Annotated in this window: 19 protein-coding genes; 10 read left to right on the top strand and 9 right to left on the bottom strand. The window is 61.5% G+C overall.

Annotated elements, in window-relative coordinates:
• The first annotated feature begins 4 nt into the window (after positions 1-4).
• Positions 5-1,249, top strand: coding sequence for a mechanosensitive ion channel family protein (locus GQR96_RS06330; protein WP_004202471.1), 1,245 nt, complete (start codon positions 5-7; stop codon positions 1,247-1,249).
• 2 nt (positions 1,250-1,251) lie between these two features.
• Here the strand turns inward: GQR96_RS06330 and GQR96_RS06325 are convergent, their stop codons facing one another.
• Positions 1,252-2,232 (bottom strand): LacI family DNA-binding transcriptional regulator, encoded by a 981-nt coding sequence (locus GQR96_RS06325; RefSeq protein ID WP_004202470.1) that lies wholly within the window; start codon positions 2,230-2,232, stop codon positions 1,252-1,254.
• A gap of 248 nt (positions 2,233-2,480) precedes the next feature.
• Between GQR96_RS06325 and GQR96_RS06320 the strand changes: the two genes are divergently transcribed.
• Complete coding sequence (locus GQR96_RS06320) at positions 2,481-2,897, top strand: Exc2 family lipoprotein (RefSeq protein WP_004202462.1); 417 nt, start codon at positions 2,481-2,483, stop codon at positions 2,895-2,897.
• An 18-nt stretch (positions 2,898-2,915) separates the two neighbouring features.
• Here GQR96_RS06320 and GQR96_RS06315 read toward each other — a convergent pair whose 3' ends face one another.
• The 5 genes from GQR96_RS06315 to GQR96_RS06295 form a co-directional block, all read right to left on the bottom strand.
• Positions 2,916-4,067, bottom strand: a complete 1,152-nt coding sequence (locus tag GQR96_RS06315) for a Gfo/Idh/MocA family protein (RefSeq protein WP_069734253.1) — start codon at positions 4,065-4,067, stop codon at positions 2,916-2,918.
• 1 nt (position 4,068) lies between these two features.
• On the bottom strand, positions 4,069-5,091 hold the full coding sequence (locus tag GQR96_RS06310) for a sugar phosphate isomerase/epimerase family protein (protein WP_004202459.1): 1,023 nt from the start codon (positions 5,089-5,091) through the stop codon (positions 4,069-4,071).
• A 16-nt stretch (positions 5,092-5,107) separates the two neighbouring features.
• A complete protein-coding gene (locus GQR96_RS06305) occupies positions 5,108-6,313 on the bottom strand; it encodes an MFS transporter (RefSeq protein ID WP_025999301.1) in 1,206 nt (401 codons plus the stop codon).
• A gap of 187 nt (positions 6,314-6,500) precedes the next feature.
• Positions 6,501-7,877 carry a phenylalanine transporter gene (gene pheP / locus GQR96_RS06300; RefSeq protein WP_032455670.1) on the bottom strand — a complete coding sequence of 459 codons (1,377 nt, stop codon included), beginning with the start codon at positions 7,875-7,877 and terminating at the stop codon, positions 6,501-6,503.
• Positions 7,878-8,123: 246 nt separating this feature from the next.
• A complete protein-coding gene (locus GQR96_RS06295) occupies positions 8,124-9,608 on the bottom strand; it encodes an aldehyde dehydrogenase family protein (protein ID WP_017900837.1) in 1,485 nt (494 codons plus the stop codon).
• A 159-nt stretch (positions 9,609-9,767) separates the two neighbouring features.
• Between GQR96_RS06295 and GQR96_RS06290 the strand changes: the two genes are divergently transcribed.
• From GQR96_RS06290 to GQR96_RS06275, 4 genes are all read left to right on the top strand, one after another.
• Positions 9,768-11,069: an NAD(P)/FAD-dependent oxidoreductase gene (locus GQR96_RS06290; RefSeq protein ID WP_017900836.1), complete on the top strand. Its 1,302-nt coding sequence runs from the start codon at positions 9,768-9,770 to the stop codon at positions 11,067-11,069.
• Positions 11,070-11,082: 13 nt separating this feature from the next.
• Positions 11,083-11,448, top strand: coding sequence for a cupin domain-containing protein (locus GQR96_RS06285; RefSeq protein WP_002892824.1), 366 nt, complete (start codon positions 11,083-11,085; stop codon positions 11,446-11,448).
• Positions 11,449-11,880: 432 nt separating this feature from the next.
• Entirely contained in the window at positions 11,881-13,380 is a 1,500-nt protein-coding gene (locus GQR96_RS06280; RefSeq protein WP_002892820.1) for an APC family permease, read from the top strand.
• A complete protein-coding gene (locus GQR96_RS06275; protein WP_049116873.1) occupies positions 13,358-13,951 on the top strand; it encodes a DUF3156 family protein in 594 nt (197 codons plus the stop codon). The genes GQR96_RS06280 and GQR96_RS06275 overlap by 23 nt, the downstream gene beginning before the upstream one ends.
• A gap of 6 nt (positions 13,952-13,957) precedes the next feature.
• On the opposite strand, the gene GQR96_RS06270 is transcribed toward GQR96_RS06275, so the two are convergent.
• From GQR96_RS06270 to GQR96_RS06260, 3 genes are all read right to left on the bottom strand, one after another.
• The gene (locus GQR96_RS06270; RefSeq protein ID WP_048323248.1) at positions 13,958-15,073 is read right to left on the bottom strand and encodes a class II histone deacetylase; all 1,116 of its coding nucleotides are present in this window, start codon (positions 15,071-15,073) and stop codon (positions 13,958-13,960) included.
• 16 nt (positions 15,074-15,089) lie between these two features.
• Positions 15,090-16,262 carry an MFS transporter gene (locus GQR96_RS06265; protein ID WP_049116876.1) on the bottom strand — a complete coding sequence of 391 codons (1,173 nt, stop codon included), beginning with the start codon at positions 16,260-16,262 and terminating at the stop codon, positions 15,090-15,092.
• Between the two features lie 117 nt (positions 16,263-16,379).
• Positions 16,380-17,063 carry a response regulator transcription factor gene (locus GQR96_RS06260; RefSeq protein WP_004202446.1) on the bottom strand — a complete coding sequence of 228 codons (684 nt, stop codon included), beginning with the start codon at positions 17,061-17,063 and terminating at the stop codon, positions 16,380-16,382.
• A 425-nt stretch (positions 17,064-17,488) separates the two neighbouring features.
• Between GQR96_RS06260 and GQR96_RS06255 the strand changes: the two genes are divergently transcribed.
• The 4 genes from GQR96_RS06255 to GQR96_RS06240 all read left to right on the top strand — a co-directional run bounded on the left by GQR96_RS06255 (position 17,489) and on the right by GQR96_RS06240 (position 22,135).
• Positions 17,489-18,676 carry an anaerobic sulfatase maturase gene (locus GQR96_RS06255; protein WP_017900833.1) on the top strand — a complete coding sequence of 396 codons (1,188 nt, stop codon included), beginning with the start codon at positions 17,489-17,491 and terminating at the stop codon, positions 18,674-18,676.
• A gap of 45 nt (positions 18,677-18,721) precedes the next feature.
• Positions 18,722-20,455: an arylsulfatase gene (locus tag GQR96_RS06250; RefSeq protein ID WP_049004046.1), complete on the top strand. Its 1,734-nt coding sequence runs from the start codon at positions 18,722-18,724 to the stop codon at positions 20,453-20,455.
• Positions 20,456-20,541: 86 nt separating this feature from the next.
• Complete coding sequence (locus tag GQR96_RS06245; RefSeq protein ID WP_004202438.1) at positions 20,542-21,318, top strand: SDR family NAD(P)-dependent oxidoreductase; 777 nt, start codon at positions 20,542-20,544, stop codon at positions 21,316-21,318.
• Positions 21,319-21,343: 25 nt separating this feature from the next.
• The gene (locus GQR96_RS06240; protein WP_017901098.1) at positions 21,344-22,135 is read left to right on the top strand and encodes a MoaF C-terminal domain-containing protein; all 792 of its coding nucleotides are present in this window, start codon (positions 21,344-21,346) and stop codon (positions 22,133-22,135) included.
• Positions 22,136-22,785: the final 650 nt, after the last annotated feature.

Genomic DNA, 22,785 nt, shown 5'->3' with positions numbered 1-22,785 from the left:
CGTTATGCAGGAATTAATATCGCAAATTGCCGCCTTAGGAATCGAAATAACTCCCACCCGCTCGCTGATGATTATCTTCGGCATTATCTTGTTCACCGCCGTCGTCGTGCATCTGATATTGCACAAAGTGGTGCTTCGCGCTTTTGAAAAACGGGCATTGGCCAGCAGCCATCTGTGGCTGCAAATCATCACGCAGAATAAACTCTTTCACCGACTGGCCTTTACCCTGCAGGGGATCATCGTCAACGTGCAGGCGGTGCTGTGGCTGCAAAAAGGCAGCGAGGCCGCGGAAATATTAACCACCGTGGCTCAGCTATGGGTGATGATATATGCCATGCTGTCCTTCTTCTCACTGCTGGATGTGATCTTAAAGCTGGCGCAGAAATTTCCCGCCGCCTCTCAGCTGCCGCTGAAGGGGATATTCCAGGGAATTAAGCTGGTGACGGCGATTATTATCGGCATCCTGATTATTTCCCTGCTGATAGGCCAGTCGCCAGCGATCCTGATTAGCGGGCTCGGCGCCATGGCCGCGGTGCTCATGCTGGTATTTAAAGATCCGATCCTTGGCCTGGTGGCCGGTATCCAGCTCTCGGCCAACGATATGCTCAAGCTTGGCGACTGGCTGGAGATGCCGAAATACGGCGCCGACGGCGCGGTGATCGATATCGGCCTCACTACGGTCAAGGTACGTAACTGGGATAATACCATCACCACCATTCCGACCTGGTCGCTGGTCTCCGACTCGTTTAAAAACTGGAGCGGCATGTCGGCCTCCGGCGGCCGCCGCATTAAGCGCAGCCTCAACATCGACACCACCAGCATTCATTTCCTCGATGAACAGGAGCAGCAGCGCTTGATCCGGGCGAAGTTGCTTAAACCCTATATGGATTCGCGCCACGAGGAGATTAGCGCCTGGAACCAGCAGTATGCCGGGGAACAGTCGGTTCTCAATGAGCGGCGAATGACCAATGTCGGCACCTTCCGCGCCTATCTGCAGGAGTATTTACGTCATCATCCGCGCATCCGCCAGGATATGACCCTGATGGTGCGCCAGCTGGCGCCGGATGCCAACGGCTTGCCGATCGAGATCTATTGCTTCACCAACACCGTGGTGTGGGCGGAATATGAGGGGATCCAGGCGGATATTTTCGATCATGTCTTCGCCGTGGTGGAGGAGTTTGGCTTACGCATTCATCAGACGCCCACCGGCAACGACATTCGCGCGCTGGCGGGCGCCTTCTCCCGCTGACCTCAGGCGCTGGCGCGGGCTATCACGCGCCAGTCCATCATCACCCGCTCGACGGCAGCGTCGGGATCGTCGATGCGTTTCATTAACAGATCCACCGCCGTGCGGCCGATCGCCCGGGAGGGCTGTTCGACGGTGGTCAGCTGCGGGGAGACCACTTCCGCCAGCTCGGTGCCGTCGAAGCCGATCACCGCGATATCCTCCGGCACCCGCAGTCCAGCCTGGTCAATCGCCCGTAGCGCCCCGGCGGCAAGGGAGTCCGAAACGGCAAACACCGCGTCGGGCTTCTCGTCTTGCGACAGCAGCTGCTCCATCGCCCGTTTACCGGCCGCCGCGCTAAGATCCTGCGCGTAGGTCACCTGCTGATACGCCAGACCGTGCACGTGCAGCACGCTTTTATAGCCGCGCTCGCGCAGGCGGGCGTAGCGATAGCTGAGGTCGTGATTAATGAGCGCGATGCGACGGCGGCCGGCGTCGGCCAGCCGGGACACCGCCCCCTGGGCCGCCTCGACGTCGTTAATCCCGACGCAGGAGATGCTGCCGGTATCGGCATACTCCGCACACTGCACCCAGGGCGCATCGCCAATCATGGTGGTCAGTTCCGGCAGGCTGGAGAGCGCGTTCATGGTAATAATGCCGTCGACCATTTTGCCGGAGAGCAGCTGCAGGCCCGAGGTCGAGCGGGCCAGATCCGACCCGGAATTACACAGCAGAATGCGGTAGCCGTTCTTCTCCGCCTCTTCTTCTATCCCTTTCACCACCTCGGCGCAAAAAGGGTTAGCGATATTGGAGACCATCACCAGGATCATATTGCTGCGGGCGGTTCGCAGCTGACGCGCCAGCAGGTTCGGCTGATAGTTGCTCTCTTTGATCGCCTGCAGCACGCGCTCACGGTTTTTGGCTTTTACCGTATCGCTGTTGTTCAGCACCCGCGACACCGTGGCCACCGAGACGCCGGCCAGACGAGCAATTTTCTGAATAGACATAAACCCTGCACTTCCTGCGATAGAGGTGGATCCTGCAGGCTATCATAAATGAGCTCTGGTTGGCCTGCCAGCCTGGCGCGAAAGCGTGGCTCAGTGAGACGGCGTCTCGGGACACTATTAATAATCAGGGCTTCTCTCCCGCCCCGATAACGCGCATCCTTTTGCCGTTTCATATTCTTATTAGCGCAGGAGGCGCAACAGACCGCCTGCGCCCCATTTGTTCTTTTATGATTAAGGATGATATCCCCATGAGGCTCTCCACCGCGATTCTCGCCCTCAGCTGTGCCCTGGCAACGATCACCGGCTGCACCTCGTCAAAATCGTCACCGGAACGCCACGCCTACGCGTTCGTCGCCCACCGCTCCGATTTTGTCGGCGGCAACTTCACCGTCAACCGTCAGGAAAATTACCGTTTAAACCTGCCGACCTTCACGGCGATGTACGCCCGCGGCCAGCAGGATAAAGCCGCTGGCATGAGCGAAAGCGACGCCCGCCGCACCGCGGAGGCCATCAAACAGCAGGCGGCGCAGGGCACCCGCACCGAGCACGCCTTTACCGGCAACGCCAGCGACAAATGGGATAATGCAATGGAAAATAAAGATGCCGTCCTGTTCGGCAACGAACTCTCCGGTGCCTATCTCGACGGCTATCTTGGGGTGAAATAATCCTTCGCTCCCCCGCCCTCAGCGTTCGACGCTCACCCAGCGCTGCTGCTGATGGCTTTTGACGATCGCTTCGATGATGTACATCACATCGGCGCCGTCGTCGAAAGCGGCGAAGCGCCGGGCCCCGGCCTCCGGCATCTTCCCGGCGCGCACCGCCTGATAAAAATGCCCCATCATATTCTTAAAGGCGTCCGGCCAGCCCTCAATATGGCCGCCGGGATAATGGGCGCTGTCAGCGATCTCCGGCCGCAGCAGGCTGGGGTCGTCGCTGAGCCGCCGATCCGGCTGCTCGCGGTGGCCGATCCACAGCCGCTGGGGCACTTCCTGATCCCAGGCCAGAGAACAGCGGCTGCCGTTAACCTCCACCGCCAGACGGTTTTTCCGCCCGGCGCTCACCTGAGAAACCATAAAGCTGCCTTTGCTGCCATCGTCAAAACGCAACAGCACCGAGCCAAAGTCCTCGGTATCGACAGGCCGGGTTTCATATCCCTGCGCCTCGTGAACGGCGCTGAAGGTCGCTTGGCCATTGACCGGCGCTTTACGCGTCGGCCAGACGATAGACAGATCCGCCATCACCTCGACAATCCGCCGACCGGTCATAAACTGCACGGTATCGCACCAGTGGGAGCCGATGTCAGCCACCGTCCGCGATGCGCCGCCCTGCGCCGAATCAACCCGCCAGTTGTAATCGGTCTCCAGCAGCATCCAGTCCTGTAAATAGCCGCCGTGCGCCGCGAAGATTCTGCCGACCTCGCCATGGCGGATCATCGCCGCCGCCTGCTGGACCATGGCGAACTGGCGATAGACGAAGCTGACGCCATGCACCACGCCGGCCCGGGCGGCAAGCGTCACCAGCTCCCGCGCCTCCTCCGCCGTCATACACAGCGGTTTTTCGGAGAAGACGTGCAGCCCGGCGGCGAGGATCTGCCGGTTAATCTGGGCATGCAGATGGTTCGGCGTACAGTTATGCACCACCTGTAGCCCCGGATGGGTCAGCAGCGCTGCCACGCTGTCGTAGGCATGGGCAATATTCAACGCTTGCGCCTTGCGCTGCGCCGCCTCAAGGCTGCTGTCGCACAGCGCCACCACCTCGATATCCCCCAGCCGCCGCAGCGCCTCCAGATGCGCCGGGCCAATAAACCCAGCCCCAATAATCGCAACCTGAATCATGTTATTCCCTCCCACCGGCGGCAAAGTCATCGAAGGCCCGTCCGGCAACGGGAATGATATGGCGACGAATAAACTCGCTGCCCTCGCGCGCGCCGGTCTCGGCATCCTTCAGGCAGCACTCCCACTCCAGCACCGCCCAGCCGTCAAAATCATATTCGGTCAGCTTACTGAACACCCCTTTGAAGTCGATCTGCCCGTCGCCGGGAGAGCGGAAACGGCCAGCCCGCTGCTGCCAGGGCTGATAGCCGCCGTAGACGCCATTGCGCCCGTTGCGGCGAAATTCGGCGTCCTTGACGTGAAACGCTTTAATACGCGCATGATAGATATCGATATAGGTCAGGTAATCCATTTGCTGCAGATGCAGGTGGCTCGGGTCATAGAGCATATTGCAGCGCGGATGGTTATCCACCCGCGCGAGAAAACGCTCAAAGGTCACGCCATCGTGCAGGTCTTCGCCGGGGTGGATCTCGTAGCAGACATCGACCCCCTGCTCGTCGAAGAGGTCCAGCAGCGGCCGCCAGCGCCGGGCCAGCTCGGCAAAGGCCTCATCCAGAAGCGACTGATTATGCGGCGGCCACGGATAAAAAAAGGGCCATGCCAGCGCCCCGGAAAAGGTCGCATGCGCCTGCAGCCCCAGGCGGCCGGAGGCCACCGCCGCCTGGCGCACTTTCTCCACCGCCCAGCGCTGGCGCGCCTGCGGATCGCCGTGCAGCGCCGCCGGGGCGAAGGCGTCAAACGCCGCGTCATACGCCGGATGCACCGCCACCAGCTGTCCTTCAAGATGAGTGGACAGCTCGCTGATGACCAGCCCATGCTCCGCCAGGGTGCCGCGGACCTCGTCGCAGTAGGTCTGGCTCGCCGCCGCCCGCTCGACATCGAAAATCGCCGGGTGGTTGCAGGGGATCTGCAATGCCTTGTACCCCAGGCCGGCGGCCCACTGCGCCATCCCCGCCAGGGTGTTGAACGGCGCCTGCGGGCCGATAAACTGCGCCAGAAAAATGCCCGGTCCCTTGATCGTTTTCATACCCCCTCCTGTAAAATTAGTGCGGCTCTTTCTCGTTGTACTGGAAAGAGAAAAGGAAAATCAGCGCGATAACCGCGGCGGCCACCGCCGGGATCCACCAGAAGGTCACCCAGGCCTGCGGCACGCTCTGGCCGGCCACCAGATGGTTATACAGCGCGCCGGAGATCTGCGAGCCCAGCAGCATGCCGATCCCGTAGGTGAACATCACAATCATGCTCTGCGCCTGGCCTTTGACCTTCTCGCCCGCCACGCGGTCGGTGTAGATAAAGCCGACGACAAAGAAAAAGTCATAGCACACGCCGTGCAGCAAAATACCCAGATAGAGCAGGAAGCGCCCCTCTTCGCTGACCCCGAGGGCGAAAAAGGCATAGCGAACAAACCACGCCGCCATGCCGATAAGCAGCATGTATTTCACCCCGAGGCGACGGAACAGCAGCGGGATCACCAGCATAAAGACGATCTCTGACATCTGGCCGAAGGACATCGCGGTGCTGACATCCTTAACGCCGGCATCCGCCAGATACGACGCGGTATAGGCGTAATAGGTGCCTAACGGCACGGAAATTAAGGTGGCGCAGAGGGAGAAAATCAGGAAATGGCGGGTTTTCAGCAGCGCGAAGGCGTCCGCGCACAGCAGATCGCGAAACTGAACCGGCATGCCTTTGGCCGGCGCCGGGGTGTGGGGCAGCGTCAGGCTGTAGATCGCCAGCGCCACCGAACAGAGCGCCGCCACGGTGAAGATGCCGGTGGTGTCAGAGATGCCGGTCACCCCGATGCAGATCCCGGCGATAATCCAGCCGATGGTGCCGAACACGCGGACCACCGGAAAGGTTTTATCGACGTTAGCCAGGCTGTGGAAGGCGATATTGTTGGTCAGCGCCAGGGTCGGCATATAGCACAGCGTATAGCCGAACAGCAGGCCAATCAGCAGCGCGCCATTCTGCGCCACCAGCGCCTGGGGGACAAACCACAGGATCGCCGCCCCGGCCAGGTGCATCACCGCCATCACCTTCTGCGAGGCGAAAAAGCGATCCACCAGCATCCCTAGCACAAAGGGGGACAGGATGGAGGCGATCGGCCCGGCGGAGAACGCATCGCCGATCAGCAATGACATCTCATAGCGGGTCATCACCAGCCCCAGGGTCACCGACCAGCTGCCCCAGATAAAGAACTGCATAAACATCATTAACGACAGCCGCGGCACCAGAAAACGGTGGCTCACGCGGACACTTTCCCGACCTTCTGTTGTTGTGACCATGTTGCTCGCCCTCAGAAAAGTAATCGATTACAAAATCGCTCCAAACAAAAGTAATCGATTACAAAAAGAAGATCGCCAGGCAAATGCCCCACCTGCGAAGAGGATCACAATAAAAAGCCAGGCAGCCCCGCCGGACGGCGGGGCATCTCGCTTACGCCGGGCGGCGCAGCAGTTTGAAGGCGATAAACAGGAACAGGATCCACACCGGCAGCAGGATCGCCGACAGGCGCATCCCGTCGATAGTGCACATCAGCGCCAGAATCAGCCCAAGGAAAGCAATGCAGAAGTAGTTGCTGGCGGGCGCCAGCAGCGCTTTAAACTTCGATTCGCGCCCTTTGCGGCGCTGGGCGGCGCGGAACTTCAGGTGCGCCATACAGATCATGATCCAGTTCAGCAGCAGCGTCGCCACCACCAGGGCCATCAGCAGTCCCAGCGCTTCATGCGGCAGCAGGTAGTTCAGCACCACCACCAGTGAGGTGATAATCCCCGAGAGCAGCAGAGAGTTCACCGGCACGCCGCGCTTGCTGACGCGGGCGAGGAACGTCGGCGCATTGCCCTGCACCGACAAGCCGAACAACATCCGGCTGTTGGAGTACACGCCGCTGTTATACACCGACAGCGAGGCCACCAGAATGACGAAGTTCAGCGCGGAGGCCACCAGGTTGCTGTCGAGATGATGGAAAATCATCACGAACGGGCTACTGTCGGATTTGACCTCCACCCACGGGTAGAGCGCCAGCAGCACCACCAGCGAACCGATATAGAACAGCAGGATACGATAAACCACCTGGTTGACCGCTTTTGGAATGCTCTTTTCCGGGTTTTGCGCTTCAGCGGCGGTGATGCCGATAAGCTCCAGCCCGCCGAAGGAGAACATGATCACCGCCAGCGACAGGATAAGACCGTGCCAGCCGGTGGCGAGGAAGCCGCCGTGTTTCCACAGGTTGTCGAACCCGGCTTTGCTGCCGCCGTGGCCGCCAAACAGCATCCACAGGCCAAAGGCAATCATGCCGATAATCGCCAGCACTTTTATCAGCGCAAACCAGAACTCCGCTTCGCCATACAGGCGCACGTTGACGAGATTGACGGCGTTAATAATAAGGAAGAAGGCCGCCGCCCAGATCCAGGTCGGGACGTCGGGCAGCCAGTACTGCATGTAGATCCCGGCGGCGGTCAGCTCCGCCATTCCCACCAGCACGAACATCACCCAGTAGTTCCAGCCGGAAAGGAAGCCGGCGAACGGGCCCCAGTATTTGTAGGCAAAGTGGGCAAAGGAGCCGGATACCGGCTCTTCCACCACCATTTCGCCCAGCTGGCGCATGATCAGAAAAGCGACAATCCCGGCGACGGCGTAGCCCAGTAATACCGCCGGACCGGCCATCTGGATAGCGGGACCAATGCCGAGAAACAGGCCGGTGCCAATCGCGCCGCCAAGGGCGATAAGTTGAATGTGTCGGTTCTGTAAACCGCGATGAAGCGTCGGGCCGCTCTCTTCTACGGCATCCGACGACGTTGACGCGTCTTTCACGTCGTTCCCCTGTGTGTTTTTGCGAAGGGGCACCTTTTATCACTTAGGGGGGATTGTCGCAAGTTGCGAGGGGTTATGGCGGCGGCGACATTAACCTTCGCTTGCACGGACTCAGGCCGTGCAAGGCGCCGTCGTCGCCTGGCACATTCGCGGCTGTCCATCCGCTGTCCTTGCCCGGAGGCGCTGCGCTTACCGGGCCTACGCAGACGCCTGAAGCCCGGTTAAGGCTACCTCCACCGACAAAACTTAATAGCGCACCATCACCGACTTCAGCTCCGTGTAGTCATCGATAAACGCGCTGCCGAATTCGCGCCCGATGCCCGAGCCCTTCATGCCGCCGAACGGTACCGCCGGGTCGAGGAAGGTATGCATATTGACCCACACGATGCCGGCCTCAATCGCCTCCGAGTAGCGCAGCGCCAGGCGAATATTATCCGACCAGACGCTGGCCGCCAGGCCATACGGCGAGGCATTGATCCGCGCCAGCGCCTCGTCTTCACTGTGATAACCGATAAAACTGCACACCGGGCCGAAGGTCTCCTCGCGCATCAGGGTGCTCTCTTCGCTGCGCACTTTGACCGCCGTCGGCTGCAGGAAATAGCCCTCCCCCGGCAGGGCTTCGCCGCCGCAGACGATGGTATCGCCCTCGTCGCGCGCGGTCTGAATGAGCCGCAACACTTTGTCATACTGCTGGCGGTTGGCCAGCGGCCCCATCAGCGTGCGCTCATCCAGCGGCGATCCCGGCGCGAAGGCGCTGAGCTTATCTTTCAGCAGCGCCAGCACCGCATCCAGTTTACCCTGCGGCAGATAAAAGCGCTCCGCGGCGGCGCAAATCTGCCCCTGATTCAGGTAGCCGGCTTCCAGAATGCCGTTGACCATCGCCTCCGGCGTCAGATCATCCAGGAACAGCGCGGCGTTTTTGCCCCCCAGCTCAAGGGTCACCCGTTTACCTGACGCACTGGCCGACTGCTGGACTTTCTCGCCAGTGGCCACCGAGCCGGTGAAGCTCACCTTGGCGCAGGCCGGGTGGGTAATCAGCCGCTGAGCAATCTCGCCGCCGGCGCCGTTGACCACGTTAATCACCCCGTCCGGAATACCCACCGCTTTTGCCAGCTCCGCCACGCGCAGCAGCGTCAGCGGCGTATACTCGCTCGGCTTGAGAACAATGGTGCAGCCGCAGACCAGGGCCGCCGCCAGCTTCCAGACGGCAATCATGATGGAGAAGTTCCACGGCACGATGCCCACCACTACCCCCAGCGGCTGACGGCGAGTGAAGGCGGTATATTTCTCCCCGGCCATCGACGGCAGCGACACATTCAGGGTTTCGCCGGTGACTTTCCCCGCCCAGCCGGCGAAGTAGCGCAGGAAAGCGACCGATTGATCCAGCTCGAGCATGCGCGCCAGCGTGATGGTCTTGCCGGAGCAGAGACTTTCCAGCTGCGCCAGCGCTTCGCGATGCTCAGCCAGGGCATCCGCCAGCTTCAGCAGCAAGGTTCCGCGCGCCAGCGTCGGCATTTCGCGCCACTGATTAAACGCCTGGCGGGCACTCTCTACCGCGCGATCCGCCTGGTCGCTATCCGCCGCGGTGACCTCGGCGATCGCCCGCCCGGTGGCCGGGTTGATCACCGCAAACGGCGCGCCGCGGCCCGCCTCTCGCTCACCGGCGATAAACTGCCCGTGCGGCTGGCGTAAAAAGGCGGTCACTTCCGCCAGTAAGGTTATCTCGCTCATCGTCAGTACCCGTTTTTTCAGCAACGTTGGCCCATCACAGCACGGCTTCCCGCCGCCGCCTATCGTTCTAAAGAACGTCATTCTTCCGGACGATATTCAACGCCCGCGCGGCGTGCTGTGATGAGGCACTTGAGCGAGGCAAGACCACAGGGTAACGCGATGAACATCAAAATCGATGCGCTGAACTACTACGGCGCGACGAAGAAATACCACCTCCATTTTCCGGCGCTGCGGGAAGATATTGAAGCCGACGTGGTGATTATCGGCGGCGGCTTCTCCGGTATTAACACCGCCCTTGAGCTGGCGGAACAGGGCATCACCAACGTGGTGGTGCTGGAAGCGCGCCATCTCGGCTATGGCGGCACCGGGCGCAATGGCGGCCAGGTGATGGCCGGTATCGGTCACGACATCGAAGCGGTGAAAAAGCACGTCGGCAAAGAGGGGCTGGAAACGCTGTTTAAAATAGCCAACCTTGGCGCGGGCATCATTCGCGAACGCATCCGCAAATATAATATCGACGCCGATTTCGTCCCCGGCTATGGCTATCTCGCTTATAACCAGCGGCAACTGAAAACGCTGCGCCAGTGGGAGAAGGAGTTTAAGGCTGCCACCCCGGATGAAGAGATCGAGCTGTATACCGGGAAAGAGGTGCAGCAGGTGGTGGGCTCCGAGGTCTACTGCGGCGCGCTGAAACATATGGGCGGCGGCCAGATCCATTCGCTCAATATGCTCCTCGGCTCGGCGCAGGCCGCCCATTCGCTGGGAGTGAAGATCTTCGAATCCTCGCCGGTGGTGGAGGTGAATTACGGCAAACAGGTGCGGGTACGTACCGCGATGGGCAGCGTCAAAGCCGCCAAACTGCTGTGGGCCTGCGACAGCTTCCTCAACAATATGGAGCCGGAGATCTACAACAAAACGCTGGTCACCTACTCCTATCAGGTATCGACCGAGCCGCTCTCCGATGAACTGATCGAGCGCATCAGCCCGCTGCGCGGCGCCTTCAGCGATATTCGCCCGGTGATTAACTACTACCGCGTCACCCGGGAAAACCGCCTGCTGTTCGGCAGCGCCACCCGCTTTGTGGAGTATACGCCGAACGATTTCGCCGCCTGGAACCGCACCCTGCTGGCGGAGGTCTTCCCCTATTTGAAGGATGTGAAGATCGATTTCGCCTGGGGCGGGCCAATGGCCTGTAGCGCCAACCTGTTTCCACAGATCGGCACGCTACGCGATCACAACAACGTCTTTTACGTCCAGGGGTACTCCGGCTTCGGCGTCACCCCATCGCACATCGTGTGCAAAATCCTCGCCGAAGGGATCAACGGCGGTTCAGACCGCTATCGTCTGCTGAGCAGCATCCCCCACGCGACCATCCACGGCCGTGACAGCCTGCGCCTGCTGCTGGTCACCGCCGGAAAATTGATGCATCAAACCGCCGGTTTCTGGAAAGGCCGGAGTTAACCAGGAGAACGCTATGCACGCTTTTAAACTTAAACACCCGGTGCCCGACCTGCAGCCAATCGGCAGCGTCAGCCTGCTCGGCGCGACGCCGACCGCCGGCGACCCGCAGGTGGCCGGGGCGATGATCTACGGCGAGCCGCAGGATGCCTTTACCTGCGGACTGTTTTCGTCCACTGAGGGGAGCTTTACCATGACCTATCCGTTTACCGAACACGCCACCGTGCTGGAAGGCGAAGTAGAGCTGACCGTCGCCGGCGGTGAACCGCAGCGCTTTGCGCCAGGCGATAGCTGGTTTGTTAAACAGGGCACCGAAGTGGAGTGGAAAATCCTGACGCCGCGCTTTGTGAAGCACTACCTGGCGAACGTCGAGACGCGCTAACGCGCTGATACTGCCCGGCGGCGCAGGGGGGGGACCCGGAGGCGACGCATTGCGCCTTCTCCGGGCTACCAAATCGCACAGCGCTGTAGCCCCGGTAAGCGGCAGCGCCACCGGGAGTTTTGAGGCCGCCAACACCGGCAGTTTCAGTCAGCATGGTGAATAAATTAAAGGCAGGCCGCGCGGATCGTAGGCCGGGTAAGGCGCAGCCGCCACCCGGCAGAAACAGGCGCAACGTGGCAAGACGGATGGCCCCGGTTTTCGGGGTCATCTTGTTTATCCACCCTCACATTCATGGACTGCGTCACAGAATCATGCGCCACCCTCCACCTTCCGGACGATATTCGTTGAGCAGGATGCCCGCCTAAATTATGACTATCCGGGAGTGGCGCTGGCTATTCCCTGCCCTACCCCATTATTGTGCAGAGGTTGACTATGTTTAGTAACAGACTTGCCAGCCATCTTGAGCGCGGCGTCGTCGGCTTCCCGACCACCCTCGCCAGCTCCGTCGGGCTGATTATGGCCAGCCCGGTGATCCTGACGGTGACCAGCGGCTTCGGCATGGGCGGCGATACCTTCGCGCTGGCGGTGCTGCTGGCCTTTATTATGATGCAGGCGCAGGTCACCACCTTTGCCGAGGCGGCAACGCTCATTCCCACCACCGGTTCGGTGTACGACTATATCTCCTGCGGCATGGGCCGCTTTTTCGCTATCACCGGCGCGCTGTGCGCCTATCTGATCGTCCATATTTTCGCCGGGACGGCGGAGACGATCCTGGCGGGCATTATGGCGCTGGTGAACTTCGAATCGATCAACGCCCAGATGGCCGCTCACCAAAACACCTGGATGGTGGGCGTCGGCATGGTGGTGATTTTCGGCCTGCTGAACGCCATCGGCGTGGAAATCTTCGGCAAGGTCGAAGTGGTGCTGACCTTCGGCATGTGGACCACGCTGACCATTTTCGGCCTGTGCGGCATTTTTATGGCGCCGGTGACCCATCTTTCCGGCTGGTTCGGCACGCCGCTGAACGTTAGCGATATCAACGGCCTGTTCGGCTATATCGGCATGGCGATGTTTATGTTCGTCGGTTGCGAACTGGTGACGCCGATGGCGCCGGAGATCAAACAGGCCCACCGCACCATACCGCGGGCGATGGCGCTGGGCCTGCTGGGGGTCGCCAGCTGCATGTTTATCTACGGTGCGGCGATCAACCGCCAGGTGGAGAATACCGTGCTCGACGCGGCCAACAACGTCCATCTGCTGGATACGCCGATGGCGATCCCGGCCTTCGCCGAGCGGGTGATGGGCCACGCCGGCCAGTACTGGCTGGGGGTCGGGCTGCTGCTGGCGGGCTGCGCCACCATCAATACGCTGATGGCCGCCGTGCCGCGCATTATCTACGGTATGGCGCTGGACGGCGCGCTGCCCCGCTTTCTGACCTGGCTGCATCCGCGCTTTAAAACGCCGGTAATCGCCATCGCCATCGGGGTGGCGATCCCCTGCCTGCACGCCTGGTATCTGAACGGCGATCTGGACCGCATCGTGCCGCTGATCCTCGCCGCGGTCTGCGCCTGGGGCGTCGCCTATCTGCTGGTGACGCTGTCGGTGGTGATGCTGCGCATTCGCCGCCCGGACCTGCCGCGCGCCTACCGCTCGCCGTGGTTCCCACTGCCGCAGATTATCTCCAGCGTTGGCATTATCATCGCTATCGTCAATATCACCCCGCCGGGGATGGACAGTCGCCAGGTGCTGGTGCCGTTCGGCATTATGCTCGGCCTGACCGCCGCCTACGCCCTGTTCTGGACGGTGTGCGTGCAGCGCGTCAATCCGTTCAAGCCGCTGGTGGTGGAAGAGGTAGTGGAGCGCGCCATCAACAACTACGAAAAACAGACCCGCGGGGAGATGACGCCAGATGTCCTCCGTCCCCTGGTTTGAAACGCCGTTAATGAACGCGGTGCAGCGCGATCTGGCCGGCTGGCCCTGCGAAAAGCTGAGCGAGCGCAGCGCGCTGCTGCGCTTGAACAACGCCACCGCCGTGACCTTCAGCGTGCGTCAGAAGCGGCTGTTTATGGCCAGCATTCACAGCTGCGAGTTTGTCGTCGAGGGGCCGGTGACCCGGCCCGTACGCGGTAAAATTCGCGCCCATCAATCCGGCTGGTGGAAACGCCAGCCGATCCGCTTTATCGGCGGCAAAGGCAGCGAGGCACTCGCCGGCTATCTCAATGGTTTCCCTAATCTCCAGCAGACCTTAAGCGAGCTGGACTACCGCCGCTTTTCGCTGACCTTTAACGGTCGCGGCTGGCGCTGCAGCATTGAACCCTGGGCCGCCAGCGAAGTGGTCTGTAAAATGCCGCCGCTGCGCCGTTATCTGCGGCTGGAAGCGCAGCAGCGGATGCTGCTGCTCAGCGTGCTGGCGATGATCGATCAGGCAGTAAGTCAGTGGATGCGCGGTGAAATCGTAGAAGAGAAAGCATTGACTTCCCCGCCATCACCGCGGGGAAGCTGAGGCGTTTTATAGCAGGCCAAACTGCTGCGCCAGCCGATCGAGAGCCTGCCTCTGGAACTGCGCAAACTCCGCCCGCGGCTGTTGTTGTTGAATAAATTCCCGCAGCGGATCCTGGACCTCGGTGCGGATGCCGCTCAGAGCCTCCATCACCGCCAGGCCGCAGAACGGCACGTAGGATTCGGCGTAGCCGCCTTCGTGCACCATCACCAGTTTCCCGCCGCACAGGCGATCCGCCGCCTGCTGGACCTGTTCAGTCATCGCCCGGAAGCTGTCGCTGTGCAGCTGCATGCGCGCCAGCGGATCCATGGCGTTGGCATCATAGCCGCAGGCGATGATAATCAGCTCCGGCTCAAAGCGCGCCAGCGCCGGAATAACGATGGTTTCCAGCGCATAGCGCCAGCTGTCATCCCCCGCGCCGGCCAGCAGCGGAATATTGATGTTGTAACCCTCCCCCGCCCCCACGCCGCGATCCTCCTCGCCAGAGTAGCCCGGCGGGAAGCAGCCGTCCTGATGCAAGGAGATAGTCAGCACGTCGTCGCGCTGCAGGTAGATGTGCTGGGTGCCGTTGCCGTGGTGAACGTCCCAGTCAATGATCGCCACCTTGCCGAGCCCGAGCAGCGCTTTCGCTCGCTCCACGGCAATGGGGATATTGGCAAGAAAACAGAAGCCCATCGACTGGTCCGGCAGGCAGTGGTGTCCGGGCGGACGCGACAGCGAATAGGCGTTATCCAGTTCCCCCTTCAGCACCGCTTCCACCGCCGCGCAGGCCAGCCCGGCGGAAAGACAGGCGATTTCATAACTGCCCGGCCCCAGCGGCGCCTCTTTGCCCAGCATGCCGCCGCCGTTATCGCTTATCGCCTTGAAGCGCTCCAGATAACTGTCGGGATGGATCCGCCGCAGGTCCGAAAGGCTCGCCGGCGCCGCGCTGCGCAGCGCCAGCTGCGGCGTCAGCCCGGAGACATCCATCAGGTTTTTCATCCGCCGTTTGGTCTCCGGCGATTCGGCATGACCGCCGCCGGCGGGTGGCTGTACCCACCCGCCCACCGGCAGCGTCACTGCGTGCAGCCCGGTACTGTGCCAGAAACAACGTTCATCAAAGAAGAAACCGGTTTTTCTTTTCACTCTATCCTCCCGTGGGCTAACCCTTCCCGGCGGCGGAAGCCGCCACAATTAAAATCAGTGACAGCAGCGCGCAGACACCTGCCGCCGCCAGCAGCGGGTCGGCGCTGGCGAAGTGTTGCAGTAAGGCCCCCGCGAGCGCCGGGCCGGCCGCCATGCCGCCGCCGATCACCAGATTGATGCTGTTCATCAGCCGACCGCTGTTATCGAGCCCGGCGACGCGGGCGAGAATAAAGGGCAGCACGAAGGTCCAGGTGAACTTAAACAGCAGCGCCGCGATGGCGTAGCGCGCCAGCAGCGGCTGGCCAACCAGCAGCCCGACGCTGACGATCAGCAGCCCGTAGCCCAGCCACACCGGTAAGCGATCGGCGCGCCGGGTGCCGCGCAGGGCCGCGCCGCCGGCGCCGATAATGCCGCAAACCGTCGCCGCCGCCAGCACCAGCCCCACCTGCGTCGGGCTCAGCCCCGCCGTGCTGCCGATGGTGCCGATAAAGGTCCACACTGCGCTGAGGCTGATATAGAAAGTGAGCACCGCCAGCACCGCCAGCGCCTGACGCCACAGCGCCGTCGACGGCTGCTGGCGGGAGGCAGAGAGCGGTTGAAAGCGCGGCGGGAAAGCGGACACCAGCGGCAGGCAGCAGAGCATGATGGCGGCGAGGATCAGATACACCACCTTCAGGCCAAAGATCGCGAACAGGCCGGGCAGCGCCAGCAGGCCAAGCATCCCCAACAGCAGTTGCCCGAGCACCCAAAAGGCGTAGACCCGCGACGGGTTCGGCGTTCCCGCCGCGCAGCTGATGCACAGAATCATCAGCGTGCCGCCCGCCAGTGAGGCGATAAAGCGCGCCGCCAGCAGCGTCTCATACTGGGTGACCACCGCCGAGGCGAGGTTGGCGGTCAGAAACACCGCCCCGGCCATCAGGGCGACCCGCCGCCAGTCGAGGCGACTCATCCACCACCACGCCGGGAGCGTCGCCAGGCTCATCGCCCCCAGCTCCGCTGAGAACAGCCAGCCTACCTGCCCGGGTTTTAGCTGCCATTCGCTGGCCAGCTGCGCCGCCACCGCCGGCGCGGTCATCAGAATACCCGGCGCAATAGCGGCAAAAATCACAATCGCCGCCAGCAAACGCAGGGACACCACCAGCCCGGCGGGCCGGGAAAGCGCATTATCAGTGACAGGTGTACTCGACATCGTAGGGCGTGCTCCGGTCAAAAAAGCCTCCCCCCGGAGGATCCTCCAGGGAGTGATACCCACAGGCATCAGGAAAACGCCGTGTTGCCACGGCGCGCGCGGGATGTGAAAGTCAGATCACAGATGCAGCGTCCGCTGAGCAGCCGGCATCCAGGTTCGGGAAACCAGTTCGGTACGATTGACCACTTCGGTCTTGGCGAAGATATTGCGCAGGTGCGTTTTCACCGTCGAGAGCGAGATATCCAGCTGGCGGGCAATCAGCTTATTACTGGCCCCTTCGCGCACCATGCCGACGATTTCCCGCTCTTTGGCGGTCAGGATAGCGGGCAGGTCATCTTCTTCCTGCAGGCAGTCGCGGATCGCCAGCTCCACCAGCGGCAGCACCGCCTGGGCCCGATGACGCTCTTCGCTGGAGAAAGGCACGTCGCGCATCAGCGAGATACCGGCGATGATCCGCCGCTCGCGGCGGATGAAGATCTCGGTCATGTCACGCACGTTATTCGGCAACATAAATTCATGATAATAATGTCGGTTGCGATCGCAGAGCCGCGGCGTCATCGCCGCCACGGTGGTGTTCTGGTGGCTAAAGTGCGCCGGTAAATGCGGATCCAGCGGCTGAAAGTTTTCCAGATATTGTTGGTGCGTATTATCGGAAATATTATGCAATATATAGTTTTCGGGTTTTAACCGGTTATTTACTCGATAAAACACCGCTGAAGTCAGTGGAATTAACTGAGAAATAGTCTGTAAACAACGGGCTATTATCGCATCATTACGGCTGGCTTTTAACAAAGCAGACATGATAGGGCCTCCCCGTCGAGATGATGGTGCATGACACATGGATGACTACCGATAATTGAAGCATACATTTCACATTTAAGTAACACAATCATTAACATATTAACAATGTGATAGCCGTTACAAAATTTTCAGCAATGCATTGTTATATAAAGCATTTAAAAAACACACTCGCCATGCCTTACGATAGCGGCGTTAAAACATAAACAAAAAAGATTAATACCCGGCGTACCTGCCTCTGGTGATAAAAAAACCCTATCCCGGACGCGTCTCTCTCATCCTTAAGAACGATGGATTTCTGTTTTTTTTCACTTATACCCTTAACAGGATGCCATTAATTTTCGCCGCGGCTTAATCATGTGATTACGCCTGACCCGCTGTTGCCAAAATAATAGCAACAGCGCCGGTCATTAACCGAGGATAAGCCGATGCTGAATATCGCCGCCCTGCGCCAGCAGCAAATTCCGCTGGCCGCTGAGCCGCGCTCGCCGGTGCCGTTTCATATTCTGATGAAGCCGATTGGCCCCGCCTGCAATCTCGCCTGCCGCTACTGCTATTACCCCCAGGATGAAACGCCGGTCAACAAAATGGACGAGGCGCGGCTGGAGCAGTTTATCCGCCGCTACATCGCGGCCCAGCCCGTCGGCGCGCGGGAAATCAACTTTGTCTGGCAGGGCGGTGAGCCGCTGCTGGCCGGCCTGAGCTTTTACAAAAAAGCGCTCGCCCTGCAGGCGCGTTATGCCCCCGACGGCGTCACCATCAGCAACAGTCTGCAGACCAATGGCACGCTGATCAACGACGCCTGGTGCCGGCTGTTCCGCGAGCATCGCTTTATTATCGGCTTGAGCCTCGAAGGCAGCGAAGCGCTACAGGACCAGCATCGTCCGGATAAACGCGGCCGGGCCAGCTGGCCGGCGGCACTGCGCGGCATCGGCTTTCTCCACCAGCATCAGGTGGATTTTAACCTGCTGGTGGTGGTGCATAACGAGATGGCGGCCCACGCGGCGGCGATTTATGACCGGCTGGTCAGCCTCGGCGCGCGCTATCTACAGTTTCAGCCGCTGATGAGCGAAGGCGCAGCGTTGCGCGAGGGCTATCAGCTGAGTGCCGATAACTGGGGGCGTTTTATGGTCGGCATCTGGCGGCAGTGGCAGAAGCGCTGCGACAAGGGGCGGGTGTTCGTCATCAATATCGAGCAGGCGTGGGCGCAGTACTTCACTCACACCAGCGGCAGCTGCGTGCACAGCGCCCGCTGCGGCAGCAATCTGGTGATGGAGCCCGACGGAGAGCTCTACGCCTGCGACCATCTGATCAACGCCGAACATCGGCTGGGCCGCCTTGACGACATGACGCTGGCGCACGCGGTCGACGCCTCGGTGCAGCTGCCTTTCGGTCAGCAGAAAAGCCTGCGCCGCGAATGCCAGACCTGCGCGGTCAAAATGGTCTGCCAGGGCGGCTGCCCGGCGCATCTGAACGCCGCCGGCAACAACCGCCTCTGCGGCGGCTACTACCGCTTCTTTAGCGAAATTCTGGCGCCCGTGCGCCCCTTTTCCCGCGACCTTCAAGGGCTACAAGCCTGGCGGGCCGCGTTTGTCGGGGCCGCGCATCCGGCGTAGCCCATTGCTCTGAAAGTGATACCCGCAGAAACAGGAGAATCCGTTGTGAATAAAACAGCCATGGCCGCGGCGGTCAGTGTGATCCTCGCCGGTGGCGCGCACGCCGCCCAGCAAGAGCGTCCGAACGTCATCGTGATTATCGCCGATGATATGGGCTACTCTGACATCAGCCCCTTCGGCGGCGAAATCCCCACCCCCAACCTGCAGGCGATGGCCGAGCAGGGGATGCGCATGAGCCAGTATTACACCTCGCCGATGTCGGCCCCGGCGCGTTCGATGCTGCTCACCGGTAACAGCAACCAGCAGGCCGGGATGGGCGGTATGTGGTGGTACGACAGCACCATTGGCAAGGAGGGCTACGAGCTGCGGCTGACCGACCGCGTCACCACCATGGCCGAGCGCTTTAAAGACGCGGGCTATAACACCCTGATGGCCGGCAAGTGGCACCTCGGTTTTGTTCCCGGCGCCACGCCGAAGGACCGCGGCTTTAACCACGCCTTCGCCTTTATGGGCGGCGGCACCAGCCATTTTAACGACGCCGTCCCGCTCGGGACCGTTGAAGCCTTCCACACCTACTACACCCGCGACGGCGAGCGCGTCTCCCTACCGGACGATTTTTACTCCAGCGAGGCCTACGCCCGGCAGATGAATAGCTGGATTAAAGATACGCCGCCGGAACAACCGGTCTTCGCCTGGCTGGCCTTCACCGCCCCGCACGACCCGCTGCAGGCCCCCGACGAGTGGATCAAGCGCTTCAAAGGCCAGTATGAGCAGGGTTACGCCGAGGTCTATCGCCAGCGCATCGCCCGCCTGAAAGCGCTGGGAATTATCCATGACGATACCCCGCTGCCGCACCTTGAGCTGGATAAAGAGTGGGAGGCGCTGACCCCGGAGCAGCAGAAATATACGGCGAAAGTGATGCAGGTCTACGCGGCGATGATCGCCAATATGGACGCGCAGATCGGCACCCTGATGGAAACACTGAAACAAACCGGGCGCGATAAAAATACCCTACTGGTCTTTTTAACCGATAACGGCGCCAACCCGGCGCAGGGTTTTTATTACGAATCTACCCCGGAATTCTGGAAGCAGTTCGATAACCGCTATGACAACATCGGCCGCAAAGGCTCGTTTGTCTCCTACGGCCCGCACTGGGCCAACGTCAGCAACGCTCCCTACGCCAACTACCATAAGACCACCAGCGCCCAGGGCGGGATTAACACCGATTTTATGATCGCCGGTCCCGGGATCACGCGCCACGGTCACATCGACGCCTCGACGATGGCGGTGTACGACGTAGCGCCGACCCTGTATGAATTCGCCGGTATCGATCCGAACAAATCGCTGGCGAAGAAGCCGGTGTTGCCGATGATCGGCGTCAGCTTTAAGCGCTATCTCACCGGCGAAGTACAGGCGCCGCCGCGCGGGAAATACGGCGTTGAGCTGCACCATCAGGCGGCGTGGGTCGATGGTGAATGGAAGCTGCGGCGGCTGGTGCCGCGGGGCCTCACCGCCGGTGACGCGCCGTGGCAGCTGTTTAATCTGCACGACGACCCGCTGGAGACCCATGACGTCGCGGCCCAACATCCCGATCGGGTCAAAGCGATGAGCGAGGCCTACGAGGCGTTCGCCAGACGCACCATGGTCACCAGGGCGCAGGGCAAGATGATCGATTACGTCGGTATTGACAGCAAAACCGGACGCTATCTGGCGGTCGATCCCGCCACCATGAAGCCGGTTCCGGCGCCGCAGGCGATCCCGGTGAGCGAGATCCATTAACCCCGCGGCTATCGTTCTTCCGGGCGATAGCCGGGAGCTGACGCGCTTTTTAAGGTAATCGGAAACCCCATTACAGGAGAGAGCGAATGGCGAGAGTCGTGGTGATCACCGGCGGCGGAACCGGAATTGGCGCCGCCTGCGCGCGGCTGATGCGCGCCGCGGGCGACCGGGTGTTTATTACCGGACGGCGCGAGGCGCCGCTGCAGGCTGTCGCCGATGAGACCGGCGCCACGGCGCTGATGGGCGATGCCGCCGACGGCGAGGTGTGGCGCCAGCGGCTGTTGCCGGCCATTCTCGACCAGAGCGGCGGTGTTGATGTCCTCATCTGCAGCGCCGGCGGGATGGGCAACAGCCCCGCCGCCGAGACCAGCGACCGCCAGTGGCGCGAGGCGCTGGACGGCAATCTCACCAGCGCCTTCGCCAGCGTTCGCGCCTGCCTGCCCTCGCTGATTACCCGCCGTGGCAACGTGCTGTTTGTCGCCTCCATCGCCTCGCTGGCCGCCGGTCCGCAGGCCTGCGGCTACGTCACCGCCAAACACGCCTTAATCGGCCTGATGCGCTCCGTCGCCCGCGATTACGGTCCCCAGGGGGTGCGCGCCAACGCCGTCTGCCCCGGCTGGGTCACCACGCCGATGGCGGATGAAGAGATGCTCCCGCTGATGCAGGCGGAAGGGCTATCGTTGACTGAGGCTTATCAGCGAGTCTGTCGCGACGTTCCGCTGCGCCGCCCCGCCAGCCCCGAGGAGATAGCCGAGGCTTGTCAGTTTCTCTGTTCGCCGCAGGCCGCCATCATCAGCGGCGCCACGCTGGTCGCCGACGGCGGCGCCAGTATCGTCGATGTTCCCACTCTGGCGTTTGCCTAACGCCCTACTCTGTTCAGGAGCCCCTATGACTTCAGAAGCCGTATTTATCCAGGTCGGCGCGCTGGCCGATGGTTTTGCGCCACACGGTAATTTACTCGCCACCGCCAGCCTGCCCGCAGGCGAGCGCTTTACCTTTTATGTCGCCGGAAGTGAGCCGCAGCAGCTGATCATCGAAGATGAGCAGACGCTAAGCTGGAACGGCAAGCGCGCCCCCTGGCGGGCGACCGCCCTGCGCCCGGATATTCTGTTTATCGACTTCCTTGACCCGGAGCGGGATAACGCCAGCGTCAGCGCGGTATGCAACCTGACGCAGCGCAACGCCACCCTGGTCTACGGCCAGCTGCCGGACGAAGCCGCCGCGCGGCTGGACGCTTTCAGCCGGGTGGAGCGAGGCCTGCCGCTGACCGCGGTAGAAACGCGCTTTGTCTTCGCCCGCCTGGATGCGCAGCCGGGGCCGCTGCCGGGCTTTACCGATGCGCTGGTCGGCATGCGCAATCAGTACACCTACAGCCCGACTGAGCGCTATGAGCACATCTATCTCAACGATAATTTTTACGCCTGGCAATGTCTGGACGGCGTGGAAAAGGGGCTGGCGGATGTCGATCGCTGCCACTACGTGCAGGTGGCGGAGGATCTCTATCTGTTCGTCTGGCGCGAGAAAATCATTCCCACGCTGGGGGTGATCCTGATCGATCTTCAGCAGATGCGCACCGACGGCAAGATCATGGGCTATCAGGGCAGCGACTTCGGCGCCCTCAGCAATTTCCCGGTCGGCGCCAGCGCGAAGATCCTCAACCTCACCCGCCATCAGGAATAAAGGGGCGCCGCCGGGCACGCTTTCAGGCCCCCTGCCCGTCATGTTGCCGGGTGGCGGCTGCGCCTTACCCGGCCTACAGGGTTCGTGCGACCTGTCCTTGATTTACCCACTTGCACGACTGAAACTGCCGGTGCTGACGGCCTCAAAATCGCTGAGACGTTCCCGGAAGGCCGGGGCAGCCCGCATGGATGCGGGCTGAGGGCCGTGTTTTGCAGGGACGCTGCCTCGGCCCGACCCGAAGCCTGCAGGGATAAGTCGAAGGGACCGCGCAGCGGCGATTTTGCTGGCCGGAGCCCGGGGGTACAGGGGGCGGCGGCGACTGGCCGCCCCCTGTGTGCTCCCTGCGCCATGAAAGACATAACGCAGAAGACATATCGGGAGCGCAATCTGTCCGGAAATCACATAGAAGTTGTAGCCCTGCCAGGCGCATTGCAAACAGGGAAATTGACGATTGTGCCGTTATTTCGCCGGGTGGCGGCTGCGCCTTACCCGGCCTACAGGTCCCTATCACAGGCTGATACATCGTAGGCCCGGCAAGCGCAGCGCCGCCGGGCGATGGCAGCGGGTACGGAGCCGCTTTATGCCGGGTGGCGGCTGCGCCTTACCCGGCCTACAGGTCCCTGTCACAGGCTGACACATCGTAGGCCCGG

The sequence above is a fragment of the Klebsiella sp. PCX genome, assembly GCF_021869705.1.
Taxonomy (GTDB): domain Bacteria; phylum Pseudomonadota; class Gammaproteobacteria; order Enterobacterales; family Enterobacteriaceae; genus Klebsiella; species Klebsiella quasipneumoniae.
The sequence above is the reverse complement of the archived record's forward strand: the minus strand, read 5'-3'. Positions and strand labels throughout refer to the sequence as shown.

What these genes read in the sequence shown, in the direction of transcription:
- GQR96_RS06330 (WP_004202471.1), top strand. Translation starts at nt 5, where the DNA reads ATGCAGGAATTAATATCGCAAATTGCCGCCTTAGGAATCGAAATAACT.
- GQR96_RS06325 (WP_004202470.1), bottom strand. Translation starts at nt 2,232, where the DNA reads ATGTCTATTCAGAAAATTGCTCGTCTGGCCGGCGTCTCGGTGGCCACG.
- GQR96_RS06320 (WP_004202462.1), top strand. Translation starts at nt 2,481, where the DNA reads ATGAGGCTCTCCACCGCGATTCTCGCCCTCAGCTGTGCCCTGGCAACG.
- GQR96_RS06315 (WP_069734253.1), bottom strand. Translation starts at nt 4,067, where the DNA reads ATGATTCAGGTTGCGATTATTGGGGCTGGGTTTATTGGCCCGGCGCAT.
- GQR96_RS06310 (WP_004202459.1), bottom strand. Translation starts at nt 5,091, where the DNA reads ATGAAAACGATCAAGGGACCGGGCATTTTTCTGGCGCAGTTTATCGGC.
- GQR96_RS06295 (WP_017900837.1), bottom strand. Translation starts at nt 9,608, where the DNA reads ATGAGCGAGATAACCTTACTGGCGGAAGTGACCGCCTTTTTACGCCAG.
- GQR96_RS06290 (WP_017900836.1), top strand. Translation starts at nt 9,768, where the DNA reads ATGAACATCAAAATCGATGCGCTGAACTACTACGGCGCGACGAAGAAA.
- GQR96_RS06285 (WP_002892824.1), top strand. Translation starts at nt 11,083, where the DNA reads ATGCACGCTTTTAAACTTAAACACCCGGTGCCCGACCTGCAGCCAATC.
- GQR96_RS06280 (WP_002892820.1), top strand. Translation starts at nt 11,881, where the DNA reads ATGTTTAGTAACAGACTTGCCAGCCATCTTGAGCGCGGCGTCGTCGGC.
- GQR96_RS06275 (WP_049116873.1), top strand. Translation starts at nt 13,358, where the DNA reads ATGTCCTCCGTCCCCTGGTTTGAAACGCCGTTAATGAACGCGGTGCAG.
- GQR96_RS06265 (WP_049116876.1), bottom strand. Translation starts at nt 16,262, where the DNA reads ATGTCGAGTACACCTGTCACTGATAATGCGCTTTCCCGGCCCGCCGGG.
- GQR96_RS06260 (WP_004202446.1), bottom strand. Translation starts at nt 17,063, where the DNA reads ATGTCTGCTTTGTTAAAAGCCAGCCGTAATGATGCGATAATAGCCCGT.
- GQR96_RS06255 (WP_017900833.1), top strand. Translation starts at nt 17,489, where the DNA reads ATGCTGAATATCGCCGCCCTGCGCCAGCAGCAAATTCCGCTGGCCGCT.
- GQR96_RS06245 (WP_004202438.1), top strand. Translation starts at nt 20,542, where the DNA reads ATGGCGAGAGTCGTGGTGATCACCGGCGGCGGAACCGGAATTGGCGCC.
- GQR96_RS06240 (WP_017901098.1), top strand. Translation starts at nt 21,344, where the DNA reads ATGACTTCAGAAGCCGTATTTATCCAGGTCGGCGCGCTGGCCGATGGT.